Here is a 24,571-nt window from a genome sequence, read left to right as displayed (position 1 = left end):
TTAAAACAAAATTAAACGGAATGTCCCCTGTTATGTACAGATTACATTCCGCTTAAAATATTATTAAATTATTCCGTGTTTACGGGTTCAGGTCACAGGGGCTCTTTTTTTATGTAGAATTATAGTTTAAAATCGATTGACTTCCAATTTTTAAAGATATATTATTAAATAGATTGAAAAAATTTGGAGATAAAAATGAAATACGAAAATTTTATTTTAAAATGTGAATATGTAGAAATAAAAGCGTTGGAAATGAAATATTTGAGAGATTTTTATGAATACGCTATGCAAAATGAGGTGGGACCCTCTGCGGGATGGAAACCACATAAAACAATCGAACAATCCAAGAAAATTTTAAGAGATTTTATTGACTCAAAATTAGAATATGGAATTTATTTGGATGATAAATTGATTGGAATGATTGGGGTATATGAGGATGACTACTTGTATGAACAATTACAGTTTAAGGGTAAAACTGGAGTTGAAATCGGATATAGTTTGAATAAAAATTATTGGAATCGTGGGATTATGACAAAAGTTGTGAAGTGTTTTGTGAATCATTTGATGAATGATTTGGATTACGATTATGTTTCTTGCAGTTGTTTTGTTGAGAATAAAAAGAGTGCAAGAGTTATTGAAAAATGTGGGTTCCAATTTTATGGTGAACATCTGTATGAAAGCTTTGATGGAACAAAGAGGCTTTGCAACTATTATTACATAGAAAATTTGAAGGAGGGATAGATTGAATTTAGCATTAAAGAAGAATAAGTTTTTTGGGGATAAAAATTTCTACAAAGGTGTGTTGGTACTAGCAATTCCAATTATTATTCAGCAACTTATTACATCGTTTGTAAATATGTTGGACAATATTATGGTTGGACAGACTGGAACTTTTGCGATGAGTGGAGTTTCTGTTGCAAACCAATTGATTACTGTATTTAACTTGGCAATTTTCGGACTTGTGTCAGCGGCTAGTATTTTTGCGGCACAATTTGCAGGTAAGAAAGATTACAAAAATGTTCAAAACTGTTTGTATTTTGATGTGGTGTTATCTTTTATCGTTTCTGTGATTAGCGTTTTAATTTTCTGGGTTTTTGGCGAGAAATTATTGTATTTATTTATGAATCCAGATACAGATACTGTAAAAAATATTAATACTACTATGAAGTTTGCACTAGATTATACCAAGATAATGACTATAGGATTTATTCCTTTTGCTTTTTCACAATCCATCTCATCCTCAATGAGAGTGAATGGCGAAACTAGACTTCCGATGATAACGTCGATTATTACTGTTTTAGTAAATTTTGCGTTCAACTTGGTTTTGATTTTCGGACTTTTAGGTTTTCCTGCATTAGGACCAAAGGGCGCTGCGATTGCGACTGTTATTTCTAGATTTGTTGAACTTTCATTGTTTATTTATTTTGCAAACAAAAACAAACTTAGATTTACATTTTATTCTAATTTTTTCAAAAATTTCCATGTCGATACAGGGCTTTTCAAGAATATAACTGTTGCGGGAATCCCTTTGATAATCAATGAAGTTTTGTATTCTTTGGGGATTGCTGCGATTACACAATCTTATTCAACAAGAGGAATTGAAGCTTTGGCTGCGTACAATATTTCTCAGACAATTATAGGACTTTTCATCGTTTTTAATTTGGCGATGGGAGATTGTATTTCAATTATGGTTGGTAGACTTTTAGGTAGTGGAGAAATAGATGAGGCAGTTGACACAGACAGAAAATTAATCGTGTTCTCACTTATGTTATCACTTGTAGTTGGGATCGTGTTAATTATTTTGGCACCACTTTTTCCAGAATTTTACAACACAACTGATGATGTAAAATCGATGGCGACAAATATGCTTAGAGTTGGTGGAGCATTTTTGTGGATATCTGCTTTATACAATGCATCATATTTTACACTCAGAAGTGGTGGCAAAACTATTTTGACTTTGCTTTTTGATTCTGTAGGAATTGTTTTAATTTCGTATCCAATTTCGTTTTTGTTGGCAAAATTTACAGATTTAAATGTCGTGTTGATGTATTTGGTAATCTCTGTGATTGATTTGTACAAGGTTATTTTGGGATTGTATTTAGTTGGAAAGAAAATTTGGGTAAAAAACTTGGCGAAATAATTGCTTTGGGTTTATTAATAAATGTTGAATTTGGCTATTTGTGATATAATAAAATAAGTTAAATTTATTTTTTATGGAGGATATTATGAGTGAAGTAAGAGTAAGATTTGCTCCAAGTCCAACAGGATTTTTGCACATTGGTGGACTTAGAACAGCTTTATATAATTATTTGTATGCTAAAAGAAATAACGGAAAATTTCTTTTGAGAATTGAAGATACTGATAGAACTAGATATGTTGATGGTGCTATCGAAAATTTATTGGAACAATTAAAATGGGCAGGGCTTAATCCGGACGAAGGAGTTGTTCTTGATGATGAAGGAAACGTAACTGAAGTTGGAGAATGTGGCCCTTACGTTCAATCTGACAGAGTAAAACAAGGTTTGTACCAAAAATATATCGATGAATTAATCGAAAAGGGTTACGCATATTATTGTTTCTGCTCAAAAGAAAGATTGGATCAAGTAAAAGCACAACAAAAAGCAGATGGTTTGATGCCAAAATATGACGGTCTTTGCAGAGGAATTAGCGTTGAAGATGCTAAGAAGAGAATTGCAAATGGCGAAGAATATGTTATTAGATTGAAACTTCCTGAAAATAAAGAAATCACATTTAACGATGCGATTAAAGGTAAGATTACTTTCAACACTAATGATATGGACGATCAAGTTTTGATAAAATCAGACGGATTTCCAACTTATCACTTCGCAGTTGTAGTTGACGATCATTTGATGGGAATTACTCACATTGTTCGTGGTGATGAATGGATTTCTTCAACAGCAAAGCATGTGTATATGTATCAATGTTTCGGATGGGATGTTCCAGAATTCGTTCACTTACCAGTTGTTTTGAACAAATCAGGCAAGAAATTATCTAAGAGAAATGACGACGTTGCAGTCAAAGATTTCCGTCAAAAAGGATATTTGCCAGAAGCTATCGACAATTACCTTGCACTAGTAGGTTGGTCAAGTGAAGATAACCAAGAAATTATGTCGATGGAAGAATTGGAACATAAATTTGATTTCAGTAGAGTTTCAAAATCTGGAGGAGTTTTCGATACAGAAAAATTAAACTGGATTAACAGACATTATATAAAAGAAATAGAAAACGAAAAATTAGCATCAATGTTAAAACCATACTTGGTTGAAGATGGTGTGATTTCTGAAGATTATCCAGATTACAAATTATTAGAAATTGCTTCATTATTCAAAGAAGAGTTGGATTATTTACAAGAAATTACTGAAAAAGTTGAATTCTTGTTCAAGGATTACGAAATGGATGATGATGCTAAGGAATTCCTAAACTACGAAAAATTAGACGAATTGATGAATGCACTAAAAGAAGAAGTCGAATCAGTTGATGAAATCGAAAAAGAATTTGCATCAGGAGTTATGAAGAGAGTTCAAAAGAAAACAGGAATCAAGGGTAAGGATTTGTGGATGACTACAAGAGCAGTAATTACTGGAAATGTTCACGGACCAGACTTGGATTCTATTATGGTAGTTTTAGGAAAACAAGAAGTTTTAGATAGGATAAACAAAGCTTTAAATAGATAGGAGAAGATATGAAGTTATACAATACACTGACACGAAAAAAGGAAGAATTCAAACCAATAAAAGAAAAAAATGTCGGTATATACGTATGTGGTCCTACAGTTTATAATTATATTCACGTTGGAAATGCAAGACCGATTGTGGTATTTGATACTTTGCGAAGATATTTTATTTACAAAGGATATAATGTTAAATTTGTAAGCAACTTCACTGATATCGACGACAAAATCATAAATAAAGCAAAAGACGAAGATATAGACTTCAGAGAAATCACCAAGAAATATATCCAAGCTTATTTGGACAATGTATCGGGACTTAATTTCGACGAAGACGACACTATTCATCCAAAAGCTACAGAGTATATTGAAGAAATGATTAAATTCGTTAAAACATTGGAAGACAAAGGCGCAGCTTACAATGTCGATGGCAATGTGTACTTCGATATAACAAAAGCAAAAGATTATGGCAAATTATCCAAGAAAAATATCGATGATTTACGTGCTGGAGCGAGAATTGATGTAAATAGCGAAAAGAAAAATCCAATGGATTTTGCTTTGTGGAAAAAGAGAAAAGAAGAAAGTGAACCGGCTTGGGAAAGTCCATGGGGAATGGGAAGACCTGGTTGGCACTTGGAATGCTCTGTAATGAGTAAATCAATTTTGGGTGACACTATTGACATTCACGCTGGTGGAGAAGATTTGCAATTCCCACACCACGAAAATGAAATCGCACAATCAGAAACATGCACTGGAGCTCATTTTGCAAATTATTGGTTACACAACTCAATGATAACTGTAGACAAGGAAAAAATGAGCAAATCAAAGAATAATTTCTTCTTATTAAAAGACATAGAAAAAGAATTTGATTTGGAAGTTATCAGATTGTGGTTGTTATCAGTTCACTATAGAAATCCGATTGATTTCAGTCACGACACATTAGTTGCTACGAAAAATTCTCTTGATAGATTGTATACTGCTAAGAAATTCTTAAATAGAATTTTGGGAAACTCTTCTGAAAAAGAAGAAAAAGATGATAATATAAAAATATTCAGAGAAAAATTCGAACAAGCTATGGATGATGACATCAATACGGCCGATGCAATTAGCGTATTATTTGATTTCGTTAAATATATCAACAAAAATTACAATGAAAATACATCTAAAAATATCTTGCTTGACGCTAAGAAATTAATGGATGATATTTCTTATGTTTTGGGAATTTTATTCAAAGAAGATGACGATGATTTGGATTCTGAAATAGAAGATTTGATCGAACAAAGAAATTCTGCTAGAAAAGAAAAAGACTTCAAAAAAGCAGACGAAATAAGAGACAAACTCTTATCTATGGGAATTGTGTTAAAAGACACAAGAGATGGAGTTATATGGGAGAGAAGTAATTAATGAAGGTTAATCTAATTAGATACACTCCAGATGCACAAAAACTTGTCGCGTCAAGTGCAAAACTTTGCTATTCAGATAGTTCTGTTATGGAGATTGAAGAAGGACTAACTGATGAAAATGTAGAAAATTTCATAGATAAATTAATGGATTTGGGACACATGTCACCGGTTGAACACATTAGTTTTACTTTTGCAATAGAGGGTGTATCTAGAACTTTGACCCACCAATTGGTCAGACACAGATTAGCAAGCTACTCGCAAAAATCTCAACGATATGTGAGAGCGAATAATTACGAGTATATTATCCCTCCAAAAATAAAAAATAATCCCAAGGCTTTAGAAATCTACGAAAGACACATGAAGCATACGATTGATGCATACAACGAACTCACTGAAATTTTGATACAAGAAGAATACGACAGATTAATCGAATCTGGTGTTGACGAGAAAAAAGCAAAATCAATGTCAGAAAAAAGCTCCATTGAAGATGCGAGATATGTTTTTTCAAATGCAACTGAGACTAAAATTGTCATGACAATGAACGCTCGTGAATTGTTACATTTCTTTGAAGCAAGATGCTGTCAAAGAGCCCAATGGGAAATAAGAGAAATGGCTACACTGATGCTGATTGAAGCTAAAAAAGTGTGTCCACAAATTTTCAAAAAAGCAGGGCCAGGTTGTGTTAAAGGAAGTTGTCCAGAAGGAAAGATGACTTGTGGTAAAATAAAACAAGTTAGAGAATATTTTAATAGCCTTGACTAGTTAGGAGATATTATGGGAAAGATAGCAATTTTAACAGATTCAGGTAGTGAAATTACACCAAAAATAGCAGAAGAATACGGCATTGAATTGATGCCACTTCAAATAAACTACTCAGATGTATCCTACGATGATTATACTGTTGATCCGAAATATATATACGAAAATATAGATAGAGAAGTTCCAAAAACATCCATCCCATCTCTTGGAGATATCGTTAATAAATTAAATGAAATAAAAAACAAGGGGTTTGACAAGATAATATGCATTTCCATTTCTTCAAAACTAAGTGGAATGTACAATGCATTTATGCTTGCGAAAGACCAAGTGGAAGATGTGCAAGTAGAAGTATTTGACTCAAAAAATATTTCAATTGGTACGGGATTTTTTGCAATATTTGCGAGAAAATTAATTGATGAAGGATTTTCATTAGAATCTATAATAGAAACAATGAAATCAAAAATCAAAGATTCAGTACCAGTTATAACTTTGGATACTTTAAAATATTTGTCTTTAGGTGGTAGAATAGGTAAAATTACTGGGATCGTCGGTAATTTATTAAATTTGAAACTTATAATATCTTGTAATGAAGATGGAGAATATTATACAGTAGAAAAAAATCGTGGCACAATGAAGAACATTAATCATGCAATTGATATTGTAAAAAAAGAATTAAATGGTATCAAAGATTATTACTTGGTTTTATTGAATGGCGACAATAAAAATGCTATGGAAATAGCGAGGGATAGCATGAAGGATTTAATTGAAGGAGCAAAGTTCTACTACGAAGGACAAATTGCACCTACATTGAGTATTCACACTGGACCAGGATTATTTGGAATAGGTTATTTTAAATTATAAATTAATAGGGGGCGAGTAAATGGGAAACAAAAAAAGCAATATAGAATTTATTACTAATGGAAACATCACGGATGTGATTTTTAAATTAAGTATCCCATTGATGATTAGTAATCTAATCAAAACCCTTTATGGTATAACTGATGGAATATATGTAGCTCGAATTAGCTCTGAAGACTATGCTGCGACATCTTTTACTTGGCCTGTGCTGTATTTGTTTATAGCAGTTGGACTTGGAGTAAGTGTGGCAGCTACTTCTTTAATGAGTCAAAGACTTGGAGCTAGAAAATTAAAAGACTGCTCAATATACGCTGTGCATACTTTAATACTTACCACAGTACTTGGAGTTATCTTTAGCATTCTAGGTGTAATTACCGCACCATTTATTGTAAGATGGATGGGAGCAACAGGAAGCTTTGAATACAAATCATACATATTTCTTGCGATAAACTCTGTAGGGCTATTGTTTGATATGATATTTTTTGGATATCAATCGATACTCAATTCTCAAGGAAGAACGAAATCTATGACAATTATATCGACAATTTCATCTGTGACAAACGTCGTTATAGATCCATTCTTTATTTTTGATAATGTTTTGGGAATCCCAGGACTCAACTTGGGTCTTGCAGGTGCTGCATGGGCTACAGTTTTATCCAAAGTATTGCTTGTAGTTTTTGCGATAATAGTTGTCAAAAAAGAATCTGAAATCGAAGTTAGTTTCAAAAACTTCAAACTAGATATGGGAATTATCAAACACATTTTCTCCATCGCTATCCCAGCTTCACTTGGATCAAGTGGGGAAGCTATTGGGTTTACTGTTCTTAATGGATTTATCCAATCATATGGTACAACTACACTTGCTGCATTTTCTATGGGCAACAGATTGTCCGATATATTCAATCAAGGAGCTATAGGAATTGGAATGGCGTTGACATCAATTACAGGACAAAATATTGGAGCAGGTAAAAAAGAAAGAAGCAAGGATATTTTCAAACGTGCAAATATTATAATAACTTTCTTCTCTTTGGCTTCTGCGATAATTATTTTGCTTTTCAAAGATCAATTGCTATCCATATTCATCAAAGATCGTTCAGATATTGAACTTTGGAGACAAGCGAGTGAGTACATGTACTTCTCAGCGATAATTACATTTTTCATGGGATATTTCTCAGCAATTAATGGTTTCTTCCAAGGTGTTGGGAAAACAAAGCTTACAATGTATTTGTCACTTGCAAGATTGTGGGTTCTTCGACTTCCACTTATTATGATACTTAAGAGCTTGACAAATCTTGGTTCTACAGGAATATGGATATCAATGTTAGTGTCAAATGCTCTGACAGTTATTGTGGGATTTATTATTTACAAACGAGGTAGATGGGAAAGATAAGGCTGATGTTTAACATCGGTCTTTTTTTATTGAGAAAATCTATATATTACAAAAATTAAATAATATTTGTAAATTTCAATTCTAAGTAAAACAAACAAAAAAACGTTGACATATTAACGATAACTGGCATAAATTGTAAAATGATTTTAAAATCTTTATCAAACCATCATTTATATAAATTTTGAAAAAAACAGAACAAATCTCAGAATTTACAGAGAAAATTGATATATAGGATAATACAATAAATAAGACATGGTGAAAACGATAGTATCAATTAAATATCATTGTCTATTATAAGACAATATGATAAGATTAGTGTGACAAAAATATATAAAGGAGATGTTGAAATGATTAAAAGCTTAATCGCTTTAGTTGTAGCTTTCTTATTGTGCGTAGTTATCGATCGTTTGAAGAAAAAAGGTACTTCATTCATGATTAGAATTTTATTAGCTACAGCAATGGGTGCTATAGTAGGACTTATTTTCAAAGGAAGCACTGACTATGTGGCAATATTTGGTCGTGTGTTTGCAAGTTTATTACAAGCATTTGTAATTCCACTATTATTATTCTCAATTATAACTACAGTTGCATCCTTGGAAAGCTCAGAAAAATTAAGATCAATGGGTGGCAAAACAATTATAATTTTAGCTTTACACAATGTTTTAGCTGCTATATTGTCTATAATTTTAGGTAAATTAGTAAACATAGGAATGAATGCCAACATTAAAATGGATGTTGCAGATAAGGTTAAGGAAGTTCCACCTTTTGCAGATGTATTTGTAAGTTTCTTCCCTAAGAATATCATCGACAGTATGAGTCACAACAAAATCGTTCCAATTGTAATTTTTGCAATTATTATCGGTATTGTTGTACTTAGATATACTAACAAAGAAGAAATTAAACCATTCATGGATTTTGTAGAAGCTGGTAACAAAGTAATGAACAAAGTTATTGGAGAAATCATCGAATTTACTCCTTATGCTGTTCTTTCATTATTAGCAAATCAAGTTGCTACATTGGATTTATCATTCGTTAAATCATTATTATTCTTATTATTAATGGTTTATGTAGCATGTTTGTTCCACACATTCATCACTACATCAGCTATGATGAGTTTGATTGCACACATCAATCCATTCAAGTTCCAACGTAAATTCTTCCCAGCATGGTTGATAGCATTTACTACACAAAGTTCAATTGGATCTTTGCCAGCAAATATTAAAGAACAAGAAGATATGGGTGTACCTACAGAAACTGCATCATTTGCAGCATCAATTGGTACAACATTTGGTATGCCAGGTTGTGCAGCTGTTTGGCCAATTTTATTAGCCATGTTCACAATCAACGCTCTTAATATTCCGTTCTCAGCAACTCAATACCTTATCATGGTTGGTTCATGCTTGTTCGCATCAATGGGAACAGTAGGAGTACCAGGAACAGGAACTATTCAAGCAACAGCTATTTTTGCTACAATGGGATTACCAGTTGAAATGATTTTGGTACTAAGCCCAATCCAAGGTGTTGCAGATATGGCGCGTACTTCAACTAACGTTCACGCAGGTGGATCTACTGGTGTTATGGTAGCAGCAATGCAACACGATTTAGATTTAGAAAAATTCAATGCATAATTGAAAAAAATAGAAGCTATTTTGAAAAATCAAAAAGCTTCTATTTTTTTGATTTTAATTTTACAAAAATACAAAAGATAGCCTAAACCAAGCCTATCTTTTAAATTCTCTTAAATTCTAATTTGTTTTCGAAATAATATGAGTATATTTCATTTTCATTAGGTATATCATTAAAATCTATCAAATATGTTTGAGTATTAGAATGCGTTCTAACAGCCATAGAAGCTGTCTGTGTGTCGAATGCACTTATATACCTAGTGAATGTATAGTAATCGTGTGAATCGTTCTTAAAAAAGCCCTCAGTGATTTTTAGAGGCTCTAATATGCTAAATGCAGATGAGTATGCTTCATTTACATTATTTGATTTCTTGTGAGTTGATAGGATGTATTTTGCTCTGATAAATCTACTTACTGGATCATAAGCTCCCGTCAAATCTTTTATTTGATTGAATTTGGATAAATCTCCGATGGATTTTTCGTATCTTTTTACGTGTGAAGAATATTTTGGAGAATTAGTCATTACTTTGGGATTGTCTCCACATGGGATTAATTTATGGTTTTTATATTCCAATACTGTTGAATCACCTGTTCTATCGACAAACATGAAGTGGAAATCAGGGCATATCACAGAATTTCCATCAACATCTTTGTTAGCTAGGTGAATATTGTCCAAATCATTCAACAATTCTTCAACTGTTTTGTAATTTCCAAGTGCAAAATTCATAAAATCTAGTGAATTTGTGTTTATTTTTCCTTCAACTGGATGATTGCTGAACAAATTATTAGCGATAAACATATTAGTACAACCGCACAGTCCGTGTTCATTTACACCATCTTTGATAGGGTACAGATTTCTAAAACACATTCCCATCATTTTATATTTTGAACGCATAGGTTTGTGATACAAATCATCAGCATAATGAAATCCTCTTGGAATATAAATCATGTTGTATTCCAAAGGAACTTCAAAATCAAGCGTACGTGCCATCACAGAGCCTTTTGGATAGTCTACGATAATTGTTGTACACATATTATTCCACTATCATCTTCGCAAGTACATCAGGGTTTCCACAACCAGTAGTCAATACCATGTCATTCTCAGAAACTTTAGAACGAAGATAATCACGTGCCTCTTCAAAAGTTTTGTAGTATTTTGCATTCACGCCATTTTTAACTAGTTTTTCGACCAAATCTGTAGAATGAATGCTGTTGTCGAATTTTTCCCTTGCAGCGTATATTTCAGTTACTATAACCTCATCACAATCGTAGAATGCATTGGCAAAATCATCCAATAACATCTTTGTTCTTGAGTAAGTGTGAGGTTGGAATACGCAGTAGAATTTACCCTTTTTGTGCTCATCTAATGCTTTTAATGTATTTTTGATTTCAGTAGGGTGATGGCCGTAATCGGTCTTTATTTCACAACCATTGTAAAATCCTACAGTTTCCATTCTTCTATGAAGATTTTGGTATTCCTTCATATTTTTTCTTATAGTATCGATATCGATGTGGAATTCGTAACATGCGATAATAGCAGCCACTGCATCGTATATGTTATGACGTCCAATTATAGAAAGTGAGAATTCTTCATCTTTGTAGAATTTTTCAGATGAAATTACAAAAGTAGGATTGCCATTTTCATTAAAAGTTATATCGTGAACGTTGTAATCAGCTTTTTCATTTTCTATACCAAATGTGATGATTTCTCCTTTAATATGAGATAACAGAGGTTTGCAGTTTGGATCGTCTATATTTATAATCGCTTTGGAATTTTCGTCTAAGTTTTTCATGTAGCCAATGAATGTTGCAACGATATGATTTAAATCTTTATAGTAATCTAAGTGGTCTTCATCAATATTCAAAATAATAGCCATTGAAGGATAGTAATTGAGAATATTTGCTTTGTATTCACAAGCTTCAGTAAGCATGTATTCACTATTTCCACAGTGAACATTGCCTTGGATTTCGTCAAGTTTTCCACCTAAAAGTATAGACGGATCAACTTTTGCATCAATTAATATTTTCGCAATCATTGAAGTTGTAGTTGATTTGCCATGAGATCCACTAACTCCTATGGAGTATTTGTAATTTCTCATTAATGCTCCAAGGAAGACACCCCTGCTTACAACATCTACTCCTAGTTCTCTTGCAGCAACTAATTCTTCGTTGTCGTCTAAAATTGCATCAGTGTATACAATTAAGTCAGGATTTTTGATATTTTCTCTTTTTTGTCCGATAAATATTTCAATCCCTAGACTTTTTAGTCTATTAGTTTCGTCGGATTCTTCTCTATCACTTCCAGAAACTTTGTATCCGTAATGGTTCAACAATTCAGCGATACCACTCATTGATATTCCACCGATTCCTATAAAATGTATATATTTAAATTTGTGCTCTTCTATATTAAAATTGAACATAAGCCCCTCCTTATTTCCAACTGATATTATATCACAAAAAATTGAGAAATAATGAGCTTTTAAGAGCCTAAAAATCTACAAAAACATTAAGATTTATTTGATATACAAATGTAGTTTTAGTGTTATAATTAGATGGAGGAGAAAACATGAAAGATATATTACTAATAAACGATATGCCAGGATATGGGAGAGTCGCTCTTAGTTGTATGATTCCTGTGCTAAGCAACAAGGGTAAAAGCGTTTTTAATTTGCCAACAGCTGTTGTGAGTAACACTTTGGATTATGGTAAATTTGCGATATTAGATACGACAGAATACATGAAACAAGCTACAAAAGTATGGGAAGAATTGGATTTTAGTTTCGATTTAATAGCTACAGGATTTTTATACAGCTTAAAACAAGTGGACATAATTAAAAACTTCATAAAAAAACAAAAAAACTCACCAGATGTTATTGTTGATCCAATTATGGCAGATAATGGCAAACTTTATAACGGATTGGACGATGGCAATATTGAAAATTTCAGAAAACTTATAGATATAGCTACAGTAATCATTCCAAACGAAACAGAAGCTAGAATGATTACTTGTAAGATGAATGAACCGATTAACGATGTGGCAGAAAAACTTATCCAAATGGGTGCAAAATACGCCGTTATTACAAGTGTAGAAGAAAATAATGAACATTTTGTTTTCTGTATGGATGAGAATTTTGTATCAGATAAAATATATTATGAATACATCGACACATCTTATGCGGGAACAGGGGATTTGTTCTCGGCATTATTCATAAGTCAATATTCAGAAAATAAATCAATATTTGAGTCAGCAAAGTATGCTAGTTTAAAAACAACTGAACTACTGAAACTTTCCTTGGATATTAAGGACAAGGCTCGTGGACTACCAATAGAAAGATTTATAGATATTTTGTAATTTGAAATATTAAAATATTTATTAGAAAGCAATGAATATATCGTTGTAAATTGTATATTCAATTGTTATAATATTATTGCATAAAAATACTAGGGGGATAATATGATTGATTTAGACGCTTTAGAAAAGAGAAATAAAAGAAAAAGCGTAATTATGATGGCAGTAGGCGTAATCCTTATTGCATTGGGAATTCATTTCTTCTTGGCACCAAATAAATTGTCATTAGGTGGGGCAGCTGGTATGGCAATTGTAATAGGTAATTTCGTTCCTATTTCAACGGGTCCAATTCTGATTATCATAAACACGGTTTTATTTATAGTAGGATTTATAATGCTTGGAAAGGCTTTTGGACTTAAAACTATAATTTGTTCTTTGGGACTTAGTTTATTGGTTTGGATTTTAGATATTGTATTTCCTATGGAAAAACCATTATTTGAAGGAAAAATGATTCAATTAATAGCCGCAGTAATGATTTACGGGACAGGTGTGGGGATTGTACTTAATAATTACGCATCAACAGGTGGATCTGACATATTCGCTAAGATATTGAATAAATACTTGGGAATTGAATTGGGTAAAGGATGTTTGATGGTGGATTTCCTTATCACATTATCAGCATGGTATGCCTACGGAACAGAAATAGCTATATACTCACTTGTAGGTACTGTACTTAACGGTTTAATAATAGATTTTACTATTAATGGTATGAACACATCAAAACTTTGCACCATTACTACTTCAAAGCCTGATGAAGTAAGCAAATTCTTAGTAGACAATCTTACAAGATCTGCTAATATTTACACTGCAAAGGGTGCTTATTCTGGAATGGAAAAAGAAATCGTTCAAACAGTTGTAAGCAATAGAGATTTTATTATGTTAAAAAAATACATTCAAGAAATAGATCCATTAGCATTCGTTATTGTATGTAATGCAAGTGAAACATACGGTTGGAGATGGAGAAATATAATAGAATAATTTAATTAAAGATAACCTTAGATTACTAGTTTGATTAAACTTTTAGTCTGAGGTTTTTTTATTGGAAAAAAAGTAGGGGAAAAATAATTTGGAAAAAATTTAAAATAGCTCAAAAAAAAGATGTGTGAAAAATCACACATCTTTTTAAAAGCCTATAGAATTATTCTATATAACCATTTTGTTTTAGTATTTGTGATGCTTTATCTAAGTTTGCATCAGACACTTGAACGATTGGACCAGTACAGCCCATACCGCTTTCAGCGTATATATTTTCTTTCCATAAAGCTTGAACAGCATCTTCAATTTCAAGAATGTCAATTCCTGAGATTGTTGCAGATACAACTTCTTTGTCTGGCATTTTAACTTCTTCAGAAGATTCCTTTGGAGCTTCTTTCTTAGTTAAAGAATCTAAGATGCCTTTGAAGTCAGCCTTTTCAGCTTGTTTATAGATAGATTTTTTATTGTTATCAATTCCACCAGCTACTGTTTGGTAAGCATATTTTAAAGCATTTGCAACTACAGGAGAACCTGAAGCACGAGATACTATAAATATATTTCTTTCGTAGCCTTCACCGATACCAGGACCATATCCAAAACCAGTAGTTTCGTAGTTACCACCTGATGTGAATGAACCGAACATCTTCATTAATAAGTTACCTGTTAATGAATCAGTTACCATTACATCACAGCTTCCCATAAGAAGATCATTACCTCTCATTACGATACCACCATCAGCTCTTTGGCTTTCAGCAAATTCGATATCGAATCCGTTGTCTTTGAAGTGTTTCAAAGCTTTTTCTACTTGTCTTGCACCATCGATATTTAAAATACCAACTGTTGGTTTTGCGATACCACAAGATTTAGCTGCGATAACACCTGCAACTGCATTTCTTACCATAGCTTTTGTTCTTTCTGTATCACTAGTTCCTGTAGTAGTAGCTAAGAACATTTCTTTGCCAGTACCAGGAGTGATTACTCTACCAACTGTTGAAACACCGATAGGGAAGTTGTAGTGAAGAGTTACACAGGCTTGAATTTCGCCACTGTCAAGTAATTCTTCCATCTTTTTGTACATATCTTCATCGTTATCAACTTCATAAGTTTCATGTTCGTCATCAACTTTTTCACCGATAACAACTACTTCAAAAAGATCAGAATCAGCTAATTCAATAGCTTTTTTCATGTTTTCAACACCGTGTTCACTACCTAAAGTAGTAAGACCGATTTTTACTTTCTTACCAAATTTTCCGCTTTCGATAGCTTCAGATATTTCAAGAAATACTTCGGAAATTTTTTTATTATCCATGTCTACACCTCTATTCTGCTAAAAGATTTTCAGCTAGTTTTCTCATGGATTCTGCGATTACTTTCTTAATTTGATCCTTTTCTGATTCAGATGAAACTGATGATTCATCTTCCATTTTACCATCATTTCTTTCCATAACGATAGATACACCATCAAATAAGTTAGTCATTCTACCTAGGAACAAACTACCTTTACCAACGAACATTACTCTGTTGTAATCTCCTTCAGTTAAGTCTTTAATAGCATGTCCTGCATAAGGAATACCTGATGGGATGTGTCCTTGTGTTGGAGCCCAACCTACTAAGCCTTTTTCTTTAATGAAATTAGCTAATTCTTTTCTGTCTAAGTCTCCTTGTTTAACAGCAAGGGCAGCGATCATCTTATAGTTAGCTTCAGGAACATTTCCAGCTCCGGCAGGTTTAGTGATATCTGGGTTTTGCATTTCTACAGAGTATTTATCTACATCAGTAATCTTTAATCCATTTTCTTCTAATGAATGAGATACTAAGCTTGAGATAACTGCTTGTGGTGAAGAACCAGTTTTAACTGTGTGACGTCCTACGATGTCAGTTCTTAATACTGGGTGAACACCATCATTTTCTGAGATTAAAATTGCAAATCCACCAACTACGTCTTCAAGAACTGGGAAGCCCTTCTTAACGTGGTCTTTAGCGTTCATACCTAATTTAGCAGTTGAACCACCTGCTACTACCATAACATTCTTATAAACACCAGATTTAACTAAAGCACTTGCTTCGATTAATGAGTGAATAGGAGCTGCACAGAATCCTCTTGTATCAGAGCCTGTTGCATTTTGTAATCCTACGATTTCAGCGATAGATTTAGCGAAGTTACCGCCACCTCTTTGGTTAACGTCTCCGCAGGCTTCTTCTGAACATTCGATTACATAATCTATATCATCTCTGTTAATGTCATTCTTAGTAACTAATTCTACAGCTGCTAATACACCTGAAGCTTTTACTACTAAGTTTTCGAACATTGTGTGAGCGCTTAAGTTTACGTCGATATCATGAGCTGCTTTAATATAACCACAAACTTTTCCGTCATGGTATAAAGCTTCTGCCATGTGAGTGTCGAATAATTCTTGAGCATTTGAAATATCAGATCCTTTTAGGTGACCAAAATATGGTTCTAAAATAGGATATTCTTCTTCGATAACTGGTTTAATTTCGTTTACGAATTCTTCAGAAAGTTTTACTAAGTCGAATGCATCGCACATTTGTAATAGGGCAATGAATACGTCTTGTTTTACGATTTTACCCATTTTACCATCAGCTTTACCTTCTTCGTAAGAGTGATCAGTAAATGGCATTTCGTAATTTTCAAGTTCTTGAGGAGAAACATTTCCTATATAAACTTGGTTAGGAAGATATTTTACTACCTCATCAAAACTTCTAATGTGTTTTCCAACTTCTTTTAAGAATTCAGAATCTGGGTTTACTACTCTTTCAGTTTGACATGTTGATCCGTTTTGGATAATCATATCAGGAGTGTTGACTAATACATAGCCAGCTCCCTTTAATACTGGAAAATTCATCTGTTAACTATTCTCCTTTATTATTTATTTATATTTGAATTAGTCTTCAAAAACTGTTTGATCTTCTACCTCTGTAGTTAAAGCGTTTAATGCTTTCATAACAATCTTTTTACGAAGACTATATTCTTCTTCTTTAGTTAATGCTGGGTTTCCTAATGGGTGAGGAATCGCAATAGCTGGGACAATTCTGTTAGCACCTACTGTTAATGAGATAGGAGTAACTGTACAAATATGAACAACAGGAAGTCCTGTACGTTCAATTGCTTTTACCATCGTTGCACCGCAACGTGTACAAGTACCTCAGGTACTAGTAAGAACAACTGCGTCTACATTGTCAGCTAATAATCTTTCACCAATTTCAGTACCGAAAGCATCAGCGTTAGCTACGGCAGTACCGTTACCTACTGTAGTATAGTAAGTTTCGTGTAATGAACCGATAACTCCTTCTCTTTCAAATTCTCTCATAACATCGATAGGAGTAACTCTGTCTCCATCTTCGTTAGCGTATACTGGGTCGTATCCACCGTGAGCTGTTTCTGAGTTTTCAGCTGTTAAATCGTCGATTCCGTGGAAATCATAAGCACCGTATTTAGTTGCTGAAGATGATTCGATGTGGTCTGGGTTTCCTTTTGGAACTGTACCACCAGAAGTTACAAGAGCGATTCTTGCTTTTGATAAATCTTTTATAGCTTTACCAGGTTCAACTCTGTCGAATGCAGGCATTGGATATTCTGTTTCGAATTCTTCGCCATTAATTTTCTTAATAAGCATTTCAACAGCTCTTTGAGAACCGATTTTGTCTGCAAAGAAGTTAACACGAACTCCTCTTTCGATATATCCTTCTTCTTTAGGAGATCCAATTTCTTCTCCCTTAGCAACCTTAGGACCTAATTTACCGATTTTCTTCATAGCGTCTCTCATACCAGCGGCACTATTCTTAGTTTCTACGATATAAACGTCCTTTTTGTACATATCTGCACCTGGATTTTCAGGATACATACCTGTTAATACAGGAATATTTAATTCATCTTTAACTGCTTTTGCAACAGTACCAGCCGCAACACCGTATCTACCAGCGTTGAATGCAGGACCAGTTACTACGAAGTCTGGGTTAGCTTCTTTAATCATATCCAATACTTCTTTTTGAGCAGATTCCATATTTTCACCGAAATATGAGTCACCACATACTACAGTTCTAACTACTTCAAACTCATCTCCCAATTTGCTATCTAATTGAGCTGAGATAGGAGGTAATTCTTCTGCTATAAATGGTTTTGTATCAGCTTTTTCTTCTCCACCAATACCAGCGAAGAATTGGTTTATATAATGAACAACTCTAATTTTATCCATTAAGCTTACTTCCTTTCTTTATAAAAATTTACAATAATCGCTTCTGATATCGTTCATTTCTTCAGCGATTTCATCAACGTCAAGAACCATTTCCATCATACCAACTTGTTCATCATAAACGTCAGCATCAAATTGTTCTTTACATTCTTCTTCTACAACATGGTAAACTAACAATCCAAGTTCAACGCCTGCTAATGGGCCTGCGAATGTTGGGTCACCTGCTGTTACTGTTTCAGCTGCAAGACCTGCAGCTTCAGCTTCTGCGGCACCTAGAAGAACCACTACGTTTTCAGCTCCGTATTGTTCAGCGAAGTCTTTAACTCTCTTTTGGTTTTCTAAGTCCATAGCTCCTGCACTAGTTCAGACGAAACATTCTGTAGATGAGAAAATTACTTCTGTGTTAGGAACTGTGTTTACACATGTTTCAATTGCAAGACCTGGAATTCCGTCACGGTCTCCAATTATGATAACTTTTTTATTTTCTAAAAATCCCATAATTATCCTTTCTTAAGTTTATATTTTATTTAGTTTTGAATAAATCTTCTTTATATTAATTAATAAGTTTTTGCTGTTAATCTGTTGAATCCAGTTTCGTTAGTAGCACCAGTAATTGCTTGGATTTCTACTTCGATAGTACCGTCATCTTTTAATGCTCCATCAGATCCACCTGCGATAGTGTCAACGAATTGGATATGACCAATTACTTTGTCCATCTTTGGTAAAGTGATGAATTGGTTAGCATTACCACCAGTTACTACTGCGTTTGCAGCCGGGTCAGCATCTGCTAATGATTGAGAAGCACCGTCACGTCCTGCATATTCATCAGTGATGATAACAGTTTGGATTCCTTTGCCTTCAATTTTCTTACAGTTCATGATTAAGTCAGTATCTGGGTTACCAAAACCTTCTTGTGATACGATAGCAGCGTCAGCTCCTAAGAATTCACAAAGTTTTGCAGTCATGTCAGAGTGTCTAACTTTATCCATCAAGTATACATTTTCGTTAGTAATTACAACTCCTAAGAAGTTGATTGATTTACCGTGTTCTTTGTATAATTCTCTGATTACACCATTGTTTAAGTGAACGTAAGTTGGGTTTTTGTCACAAGCACTTACACAGTTACCTGAACAAATTGCTCCGTCCATGATTTCAGTTGGGTATAAGAAAGTTGGAATAATTTTCTTAGCGTCAACTCCATAAACATAAGTGTCGTGTAATAAACCTTGAGTTTGTAACATGTAAACATATACAACTTTTGGTAATTCTGGATATTGTTTAACTTGTTCTAAGATTGGAAGAGTTTCGAATGTTTCCCATTCATCTGCTTCTAAATCTTTTGCTAATCTACCGATGAAATCAGTGATTCTTAAACCAGCCATTCTAACGCCAGCTTCGTGATTGTGTTGTTTAACACCTTCAACTGGTTCGATAGTTACTACTAAGTTAACTGTCTTAGAGAATGGAGTGTATTCAGCACCTAAACCTGACATATCGATGATACCTTCTTGGAATCCTACGATTTTACCTGTTGTAACAACAGCAATGTCTTTAAGGGCGATAGTTTTACCTGAACCAACAGGATCAACTTTGTTTAATATTCCTGGGAATATTTCTCCACCTTCAACTTTAACTCTTGGTTCGTTAACATCCTTAACTGGTGTTATACGAGTGCTTTCGCCTGGATGAGCGATATCAAAATCAATTGATTCTAAGTGTTCATCATCAGCTACACCTGATACATCTGCTAATTCTTTCTTATTAAGATACAAAATGTGGTCTTCGATTCTTGACTCACCTTCATCAAAGATGATGTCTTTAATAAAAATCTTACCTAATTCAAGACGCATATCTTAACCTCCTATAATAATTTTTTATTTAAACTCAATAGGGGAGTGACCCCTAATGAGTTTTTAACTAATTTACTTCTACTTTAATCTAGCTTTAGATTAGTTGTAGTGTTTTTGGATCATTGCTTCTATGTTTTCCAAATTAGCGTCATCTTTATTGATTTCATCAATTTTTTGACCGTCTTTGTACATTAACATAGTTGGTAATCCTAATACTTGTTGTTTGATAGCAACTCTTCTAGCTGAAGTAATGTTTAGTGAACAGAATTTAATTTTGTCACCGTATTTTTCAGCTAATTCATGAACGCCTGGCATAAGTGCCTTACATGGTTCACATCCGTCACTCCAGAAGTCTACGAATACTAATCCTTCAGCTTCTAATACTTCTGGTTCAAAAGTTTTTTTGTCTAATTCTAACATTTCAAATGCCTCCTAAAATTTTTATATTAATATTCTATCCAAAGTCTGACTAATGATGTCGAAATCGACAACTCTGAAATCATCTAAGATTTCAGGCGGCCAACGCTTTGGTTTAGAAATATTCATAAACTTAGTTGCAGTGTTGATAGATTCTTCAATCATCATCAAAGAATCAGTATCAAATTTGTCACCCTTTTCCAAAATAACAGATCTAAAAACAGTTTCGTTTGGTTTTACTGATCCATAAAGTGGGTGAGTGACTAGGCGATAATTTTGATGAATTAAATCGCGAGCTTTTTTCAAAATTCCGATGTAGTCGATATCAATGTATTCAACTGTTACATCATTCCTTTTGATAGCATCTTTAAAAAATTCATTGTTTGTGATTAATAACATCTTTTACCCTACCTATCTTTTGATTCGTTATAAGCTATTTTCTAGCTCAATATTATTATATAACAAAATCACTCAAATGTAATCATATATAGGAAATCATAATAACCGCTCATAAAAAATCACAAATTACTTTATCAAATGAAATTTAATTTGTTAAAACCAAAACATTAAAACGTAAATAAAAAATCCGAATTTTATTCTGATTTAAAAAGCGATTACGATCTTCCAATCGCTATATGATAGACAATTCTCTGCTCTTATATTATAATTTACTCATAAGTTAATGTCAAATACGTATATAATATATAGAAGAAAATGGAGGACAAAAAAATGGGAGCTAACTTACAAGAAATGTTCAAGAAACTTCCTCAAGTTTCAGAAATTTTAGAATCGGAAGAAATTTTAAAGGCTTATGAAGAATATCCTGAAAGTTTAATTAAAGATTCTGTGAGAGAATCCATAGAATTTTTTAGAAATAGAATATTAAATAAAGAAGAGTTTGATTTTTATAACAAAGATGTTGTCGATAAGGCATTTGAACTGATGGACAAAAATTTTTCTCCATCATTGAAACCAGTAATAAATGCAACAGGAGTTATTTTACATACAAATCTTGGTAGATCATTATTAAATGAAAAAGTTGTAGATAACTTATGTAAAATCGCTGGTAATTATTCTAACTTAGAGTATGACTTAGATGAAGGCAAAAGAGGCTCCAGATATGTTCATGCTGTAGAACTTTTAAAAAGAATCACAAAAGCAGAGGATGCTGTAGTTGTAAATAATAATGCGGCTGCTGTTTTTCTTGCCTTAAATACTTTAGCTCAAAACAAACAAGCTATTATAAGTAGAGGAGAACTTGTTGAAGTCGGGGGATCTTTTAGAATATCTTCAATTATGGAAAAATCTGGTGCAAAATTAGTAGAAGTTGGTTCAACTAACAAAACACATTTATACGATTATGAAGATAATATTAATGAAGAAACTGCTCTTATAATGAAAGTTCATACTTCCAATTATTCTGTAGTAGGATTTAGCGAAAGTGTAAGTGGAGATGAATTGAGAGATTTGTGTGACGAAAAAGGCATACATTTAATAGAAGATTTGGGTTCAGGTTCGTTGATAGATTTGTCAAAGTTTGGACTTAGTTATGAAAGAACTGTGAAGGATTGTATAAATGAAGGAATTGATTTGGTATCATTCTCTGGTGACAAGATTTTAGGTGGACCTCAAGCGGGAATTATTGTTGGAAAGAAAGAATTGATATCTAAAATCAAGAAAAATCAATTATTAAGAGCGTTTAGAGTTGATAAGTTTACACTAGGTGCTTTGGAAGAAACTCTAAAATTCTACTTAGATGATGAAAAGGCAATTGCAAATATCCCAACATTGAAGATGATATCCATGCCAAAAGAAGAAATTCTTAGAAAAGCAGAAAAACTTAAATCTATGATAGAAAAAGAAGTGGACTTGAATATGGAAATTGTGGAATCTCAAAGTGAAGTTGGAGGTGGGGCATACCCATTAGACAGACTAAACTCGTATTCTATTGCCATAAAACCAGAAATGAAAGTATCAGAATTTGAACGTAGACTTAGACTATCTGATGAACATATTATTGGAACTGTTCACGATGATACATTCTTCATGGATTTAAGGTGTGTTTTTGAAAAAGATTTTGAAAGAATTGTAAATGTAATAAAATCTAATTTATCGTAGAGAATTATGAGGAAAATCCCGGATTTTTAATTCGGGATTTTTGACTATTTGAACAAAAAATTTAGAAAAAATGTAGGAAAATATTTACAAAGTTAGAATTAATATGTTATAATGACTAAAAAGGATTTGATCCTTGTTTTTTTATTGTTTATTGTTTTAATGTAAAAATTTTAAGTTAATAATATTTAACTCTTTGCATTTTTTGGAAAACGATACACATTAAATAATGTCAATCAGAAGAAAAATCAATAGGAGGTAAATTATGAAACAAAAGTATAACATAGGTCAGGTAATCACCTATGCTGGAGCGTTTATCGCATTACTTATAGGCTCTGGATTTGCAACGGGCCAAGAAATTTTACAATTCTTTTCTTCATATAGACTATATGGACTTATAGGAATTATGATTTGTTTTGGGCTGTTTACGTTTGCAGGATTATCATTTTTAAACGACGGTTATTATTCAAAATTTGAAAAACCAAACCAAATTTATAAATTGATGTGTGGAAATAAGATAGGGGCTGTAGTAGATTACTACGCAGTATTTTTTATTTTCTTATCTTATACAGTTATGATTGCCGGTGCACAAGCGACAGCTGTTCAACACTTTAATGCCCCAAAATATGTTGGTGGTGCTATTATGGCTGCAGCCGTTATTTTAGTTGTAATGCTTGGACTAGGTAAGATTGTAGATGTTATCGGTAAGATTGGACCAGTTATTGCGATAATGGCAATAGTAATTGGGATAATTTCTATATTCATGAATATGGGTAATTTACAATCAAGTCTTGATCTAATCGAAAAATTAGTTAACAGTGGAGAAATTAAAGTAGCTAGTAAGAACTTCTTCCTAGCAGCTGGATCATATGTAGGGTTTAATATGATATGGCTAGTTGCTTTCTTGGCAGAAGTAGGAAACAAGGCAAAGAGCTTAAAAGATGCAGAAGCTGGAGTTTTCGTGGGATCTACAGGATTCTCAGTTGCAATATTCATCATGAGTATAGCAATTATTTTATCAATTCCTGATTTGTACGATTCACAAATTCCAGTATTGGTTTTAGCAGGTAAAATTCATCCAGTTCTTGCAACAATATTTTCAATATTTATAATGTTGGGTATATTTACAACATCTGTTCCATTGTTATGGACTGTGACAGGAAGATTCTTTGATGAAGGAACTAAGAAATACAAATTATTTACTTTAATAGCTGGTATTGTTGGGGCGATCATTGGATTGACTTTGAAGTTTGACTCATTAGTAAACATCGTTTACGTTGTTAATGGATATATAGGAATGGTTCTATTAGCATGGATGATTATAAGAAGTGCAACTGGAAAAGCTAAAAAACAAAGAATGGAAGCAGCACAAAGAAATAATATTGAATTTGAAGATTAAATAAAGGTCAGCGATTATTTGCTGACCTTTTAATGAGTTTATTTATAAAAATTTACTATTAATCAGATAAATAAATAACAAAATAATTTATTGTAAAAATCGAACATCCAACAAAAAAACAGCCTAATTAAAGGCTGTTTTCTTTTTAAATAATAATAAGAAGAATATTCACTTTAAGTGAAATGTTAGATTTTATAAAAATTTACAATAATCGCTTCTGATATCGTTCATTTCTTCAGCGATTTCATCAACGTCAAGAACCATTTCCATCATACCAACTTGTTCATCATAAACGTCAGCATCGAATTGTTCTTTACATTCTTCTTCAACAACATGGTAAACTAACAATCCAAGTTCAACGCCTGCTAATGGGCCTGCGAATGTTGGGTCACCTGCTGTTACTGTTTCAGCTGCAAGACCTGCAGCTTCAGCTTCTGCGGCACCTAGAAGAACCACTACGTTTTCAGCTCCGTATTGTTCAGCGAAGTCTTTAACTCTCTTTTGGTTTTCTAAGTCCATAGCTCCTGCG

General features: G+C 33.0%; 22 protein-coding genes. 12 read left to right on the top strand and 10 right to left on the bottom strand.

All coding sequences use genetic code 11. The annotated features are described in order from the left end of the window. Positions 1–195 precede the first annotated feature (195 nt). The 8 genes from DES33_RS08330 to DES33_RS08295 all read left to right on the top strand — a co-directional run bounded on the left by DES33_RS08330 (position 196) and on the right by DES33_RS08295 (position 9,726). Positions 196–741, top strand: coding sequence for a GNAT family N-acetyltransferase (locus DES33_RS08330; protein WP_110058686.1), 546 nt, complete (start codon positions 196–198; stop codon positions 739–741). Position 742: 1 nt separating this feature from the next. Continuing rightward, the gene (locus tag DES33_RS08325; protein WP_110058685.1) at positions 743–2,140 is read left to right on the top strand and encodes an MATE family efflux transporter; all 1,398 of its coding nucleotides are present in this window, start codon (positions 743–745) and stop codon (positions 2,138–2,140) included. An 85-nt stretch (positions 2,141–2,225) separates the two neighbouring features. Further along, on the top strand, positions 2,226–3,695 hold the full coding sequence (gene gltX / locus DES33_RS08320; RefSeq protein WP_110058684.1) for a glutamate--tRNA ligase: 1,470 nt from the start codon (positions 2,226–2,228) through the stop codon (positions 3,693–3,695). Between the two features lie 8 nt (positions 3,696–3,703). Further along, the gene (cysS, locus tag DES33_RS08315) at positions 3,704–5,092 is read left to right on the top strand and encodes a cysteine--tRNA ligase (protein WP_110058683.1); all 1,389 of its coding nucleotides are present in this window, start codon (positions 3,704–3,706) and stop codon (positions 5,090–5,092) included. Then, positions 5,092–5,853: an FAD-dependent thymidylate synthase gene (gene thyX, locus DES33_RS08310; protein WP_110058682.1), complete on the top strand. Its 762-nt coding sequence runs from the start codon at positions 5,092–5,094 to the stop codon at positions 5,851–5,853. Before cysS ends, thyX begins: the two co-directional genes overlap by 1 nt. A gap of 12 nt (positions 5,854–5,865) precedes the next feature. Then, the gene (locus tag DES33_RS08305) at positions 5,866–6,711 is read left to right on the top strand and encodes a DegV family protein (protein WP_094224451.1); all 846 of its coding nucleotides are present in this window, start codon (positions 5,866–5,868) and stop codon (positions 6,709–6,711) included. Between the two features lie 19 nt (positions 6,712–6,730). Next, positions 6,731–8,098 carry an MATE family efflux transporter gene (locus DES33_RS08300; protein WP_110058681.1) on the top strand — a complete coding sequence of 456 codons (1,368 nt, stop codon included), beginning with the start codon at positions 6,731–6,733 and terminating at the stop codon, positions 8,096–8,098. A 347-nt stretch (positions 8,099–8,445) separates the two neighbouring features. Then, complete coding sequence (locus tag DES33_RS08295; protein ID WP_110058680.1) at positions 8,446–9,726, top strand: dicarboxylate/amino acid:cation symporter; 1,281 nt, start codon at positions 8,446–8,448, stop codon at positions 9,724–9,726. 100 nt (positions 9,727–9,826) lie between these two features. On the opposite strand, the gene DES33_RS08290 is transcribed toward DES33_RS08295, so the two are convergent. Continuing rightward, positions 9,827–10,756: a linear amide C-N hydrolase gene (locus tag DES33_RS08290; RefSeq protein ID WP_110058679.1), complete on the bottom strand. Its 930-nt coding sequence runs from the start codon at positions 10,754–10,756 to the stop codon at positions 9,827–9,829. Position 10,757: 1 nt separating this feature from the next. After that, positions 10,758–12,143: a UDP-N-acetylmuramate--L-alanine ligase gene (murC, locus tag DES33_RS08285; RefSeq protein WP_110058678.1), complete on the bottom strand. Its 1,386-nt coding sequence runs from the start codon at positions 12,141–12,143 to the stop codon at positions 10,758–10,760. 146 nt (positions 12,144–12,289) lie between these two features. Between murC and DES33_RS08280 the strand changes: the two genes are divergently transcribed. Continuing rightward, a complete protein-coding gene (locus tag DES33_RS08280) occupies positions 12,290–13,075 on the top strand; it encodes a PfkB family carbohydrate kinase (RefSeq protein WP_094206881.1) in 786 nt (261 codons plus the stop codon). A gap of 102 nt (positions 13,076–13,177) precedes the next feature. Continuing rightward, complete coding sequence (locus DES33_RS08275) at positions 13,178–14,050, top strand: YitT family protein (protein ID WP_094205383.1); 873 nt, start codon at positions 13,178–13,180, stop codon at positions 14,048–14,050. Positions 14,051–14,210: 160 nt separating this feature from the next. Here the strand turns inward: DES33_RS08275 and grdD are convergent, their stop codons facing one another. The 7 genes from grdD to DES33_RS08240 all read right to left on the bottom strand — a co-directional run bounded on the left by grdD (position 14,211) and on the right by DES33_RS08240 (position 20,927). Then, positions 14,211–15,356, bottom strand: a complete 1,146-nt coding sequence (gene grdD / locus DES33_RS08270) for a glycine/sarcosine/betaine reductase complex component C subunit alpha (RefSeq protein WP_110058677.1) — start codon at positions 15,354–15,356, stop codon at positions 14,211–14,213. A gap of 10 nt (positions 15,357–15,366) precedes the next feature. Then, positions 15,367–16,914, bottom strand: coding sequence for a glycine/sarcosine/betaine reductase complex component C subunit beta (grdC, locus tag DES33_RS08265; protein WP_110058676.1), 1,548 nt, complete (start codon positions 16,912–16,914; stop codon positions 15,367–15,369). Between the two features lie 39 nt (positions 16,915–16,953). Further along, positions 16,954–18,264: a glycine reductase complex selenoprotein B gene (gene grdB / locus DES33_RS08260; protein WP_110058675.1), complete on the bottom strand. Its 1,311-nt coding sequence runs from the start codon at positions 18,262–18,264 to the stop codon at positions 16,954–16,956. An 18-nt stretch (positions 18,265–18,282) separates the two neighbouring features. Continuing rightward, positions 18,283–18,759, bottom strand: coding sequence for a glycine/sarcosine/betaine reductase complex selenoprotein A (gene grdA / locus DES33_RS08255; RefSeq protein WP_080545251.1), 477 nt, complete (start codon positions 18,757–18,759; stop codon positions 18,283–18,285). A 59-nt stretch (positions 18,760–18,818) separates the two neighbouring features. Then, a complete protein-coding gene (locus tag DES33_RS08250; protein ID WP_110058674.1) occupies positions 18,819–20,111 on the bottom strand; it encodes a glycine/sarcosine/betaine reductase component B subunit in 1,293 nt (430 codons plus the stop codon). 99 nt (positions 20,112–20,210) lie between these two features. Further along, a complete protein-coding gene (trxA, locus tag DES33_RS08245; RefSeq protein ID WP_002835444.1) occupies positions 20,211–20,531 on the bottom strand; it encodes a thioredoxin TrxA in 321 nt (106 codons plus the stop codon). Between the two features lie 21 nt (positions 20,532–20,552). Beyond that, entirely contained in the window at positions 20,553–20,927 is a 375-nt protein-coding gene (locus tag DES33_RS08240; RefSeq protein WP_094205388.1) for a GrdX family protein, read from the bottom strand. 330 nt (positions 20,928–21,257) lie between these two features. Between DES33_RS08240 and selA the strand changes: the two genes are divergently transcribed. Together selA and DES33_RS08230 are read left to right on the top strand one after the other, a co-directional pair. Beyond that, on the top strand, positions 21,258–22,646 hold the full coding sequence (gene selA, locus DES33_RS08235) for an L-seryl-tRNA(Sec) selenium transferase (RefSeq protein WP_110058673.1): 1,389 nt from the start codon (positions 21,258–21,260) through the stop codon (positions 22,644–22,646). A 262-nt stretch (positions 22,647–22,908) separates the two neighbouring features. Then, a complete protein-coding gene (locus DES33_RS08230) occupies positions 22,909–24,042 on the top strand; it encodes a YkvI family membrane protein (RefSeq protein WP_110058672.1) in 1,134 nt (377 codons plus the stop codon). 192 nt (positions 24,043–24,234) lie between these two features. On the opposite strand, the gene grdA (DES33_RS08225) is transcribed toward DES33_RS08230, so the two are convergent. Then, positions 24,235–24,571 (bottom strand): glycine/sarcosine/betaine reductase complex selenoprotein A (gene grdA, locus DES33_RS08225; RefSeq protein WP_094203378.1); only part of this gene is annotated, 337 nt, incomplete at its 5' end.

Source organism: Finegoldia magna, from assembly GCF_003182075.1.
In the GTDB taxonomy this organism is placed as follows: domain Bacteria; phylum Bacillota; class Clostridia; order Tissierellales; family Peptoniphilaceae; genus Finegoldia; species Finegoldia magna.
The sequence above is the reverse complement of the archived record's forward strand: the minus strand, read 5'-3'. Positions and strand labels throughout refer to the sequence as shown.

Coding starts and splice junctions, on each gene's coding strand:
- DES33_RS08300 (WP_110058681.1), top strand. CDS start 6,731: ATGGGAAACAAAAAAAGCAATATAGAATTTATTACTAATGGAAACATC.
- DES33_RS08290 (WP_110058679.1), bottom strand. CDS start 10,756: ATGTGTACAACAATTATCGTAGACTATCCAAAAGGCTCTGTGATGGCA.
- DES33_RS08240 (WP_094205388.1), bottom strand. CDS start 20,927: ATGTTATTAATCACAAACAATGAATTTTTTAAAGATGCTATCAAAAGG.
- DES33_RS08230 (WP_110058672.1), top strand. CDS start 22,909: ATGAAACAAAAGTATAACATAGGTCAGGTAATCACCTATGCTGGAGCG.
- DES33_RS08250 (WP_110058674.1), bottom strand. CDS start 20,111: ATGCGTCTTGAATTAGGTAAGATTTTTATTAAAGACATCATCTTTGAT.
- gltX (WP_110058684.1), top strand. CDS start 2,226: ATGAGTGAAGTAAGAGTAAGATTTGCTCCAAGTCCAACAGGATTTTTG.
- DES33_RS08280 (WP_094206881.1), top strand. CDS start 12,290: ATGAAAGATATATTACTAATAAACGATATGCCAGGATATGGGAGAGTC.
- DES33_RS08305 (WP_094224451.1), top strand. CDS start 5,866: ATGGGAAAGATAGCAATTTTAACAGATTCAGGTAGTGAAATTACACCA.
- DES33_RS08295 (WP_110058680.1), top strand. CDS start 8,446: ATGATTAAAAGCTTAATCGCTTTAGTTGTAGCTTTCTTATTGTGCGTA.
- selA (WP_110058673.1), top strand. CDS start 21,258: ATGGGAGCTAACTTACAAGAAATGTTCAAGAAACTTCCTCAAGTTTCA.
- DES33_RS08275 (WP_094205383.1), top strand. CDS start 13,178: ATGATTGATTTAGACGCTTTAGAAAAGAGAAATAAAAGAAAAAGCGTA.
- trxA (WP_002835444.1), bottom strand. CDS start 20,531: ATGTTAGAATTAGACAAAAAAACTTTTGAACCAGAAGTATTAGAAGCT.
- murC (WP_110058678.1), bottom strand. CDS start 12,143: ATGTTCAATTTTAATATAGAAGAGCACAAATTTAAATATATACATTTT.
- thyX (WP_110058682.1), top strand. CDS start 5,092: ATGAAGGTTAATCTAATTAGATACACTCCAGATGCACAAAAACTTGTC.
- cysS (WP_110058683.1), top strand. CDS start 3,704: ATGAAGTTATACAATACACTGACACGAAAAAAGGAAGAATTCAAACCA.
- grdD (WP_110058677.1), bottom strand. CDS start 15,356: ATGGATAATAAAAAAATTTCCGAAGTATTTCTTGAAATATCTGAAGCT.
- grdC (WP_110058676.1), bottom strand. CDS start 16,914: ATGAATTTTCCAGTATTAAAGGGAGCTGGCTATGTATTAGTCAACACT.
- DES33_RS08330 (WP_110058686.1), top strand. CDS start 196: ATGAAATACGAAAATTTTATTTTAAAATGTGAATATGTAGAAATAAAA.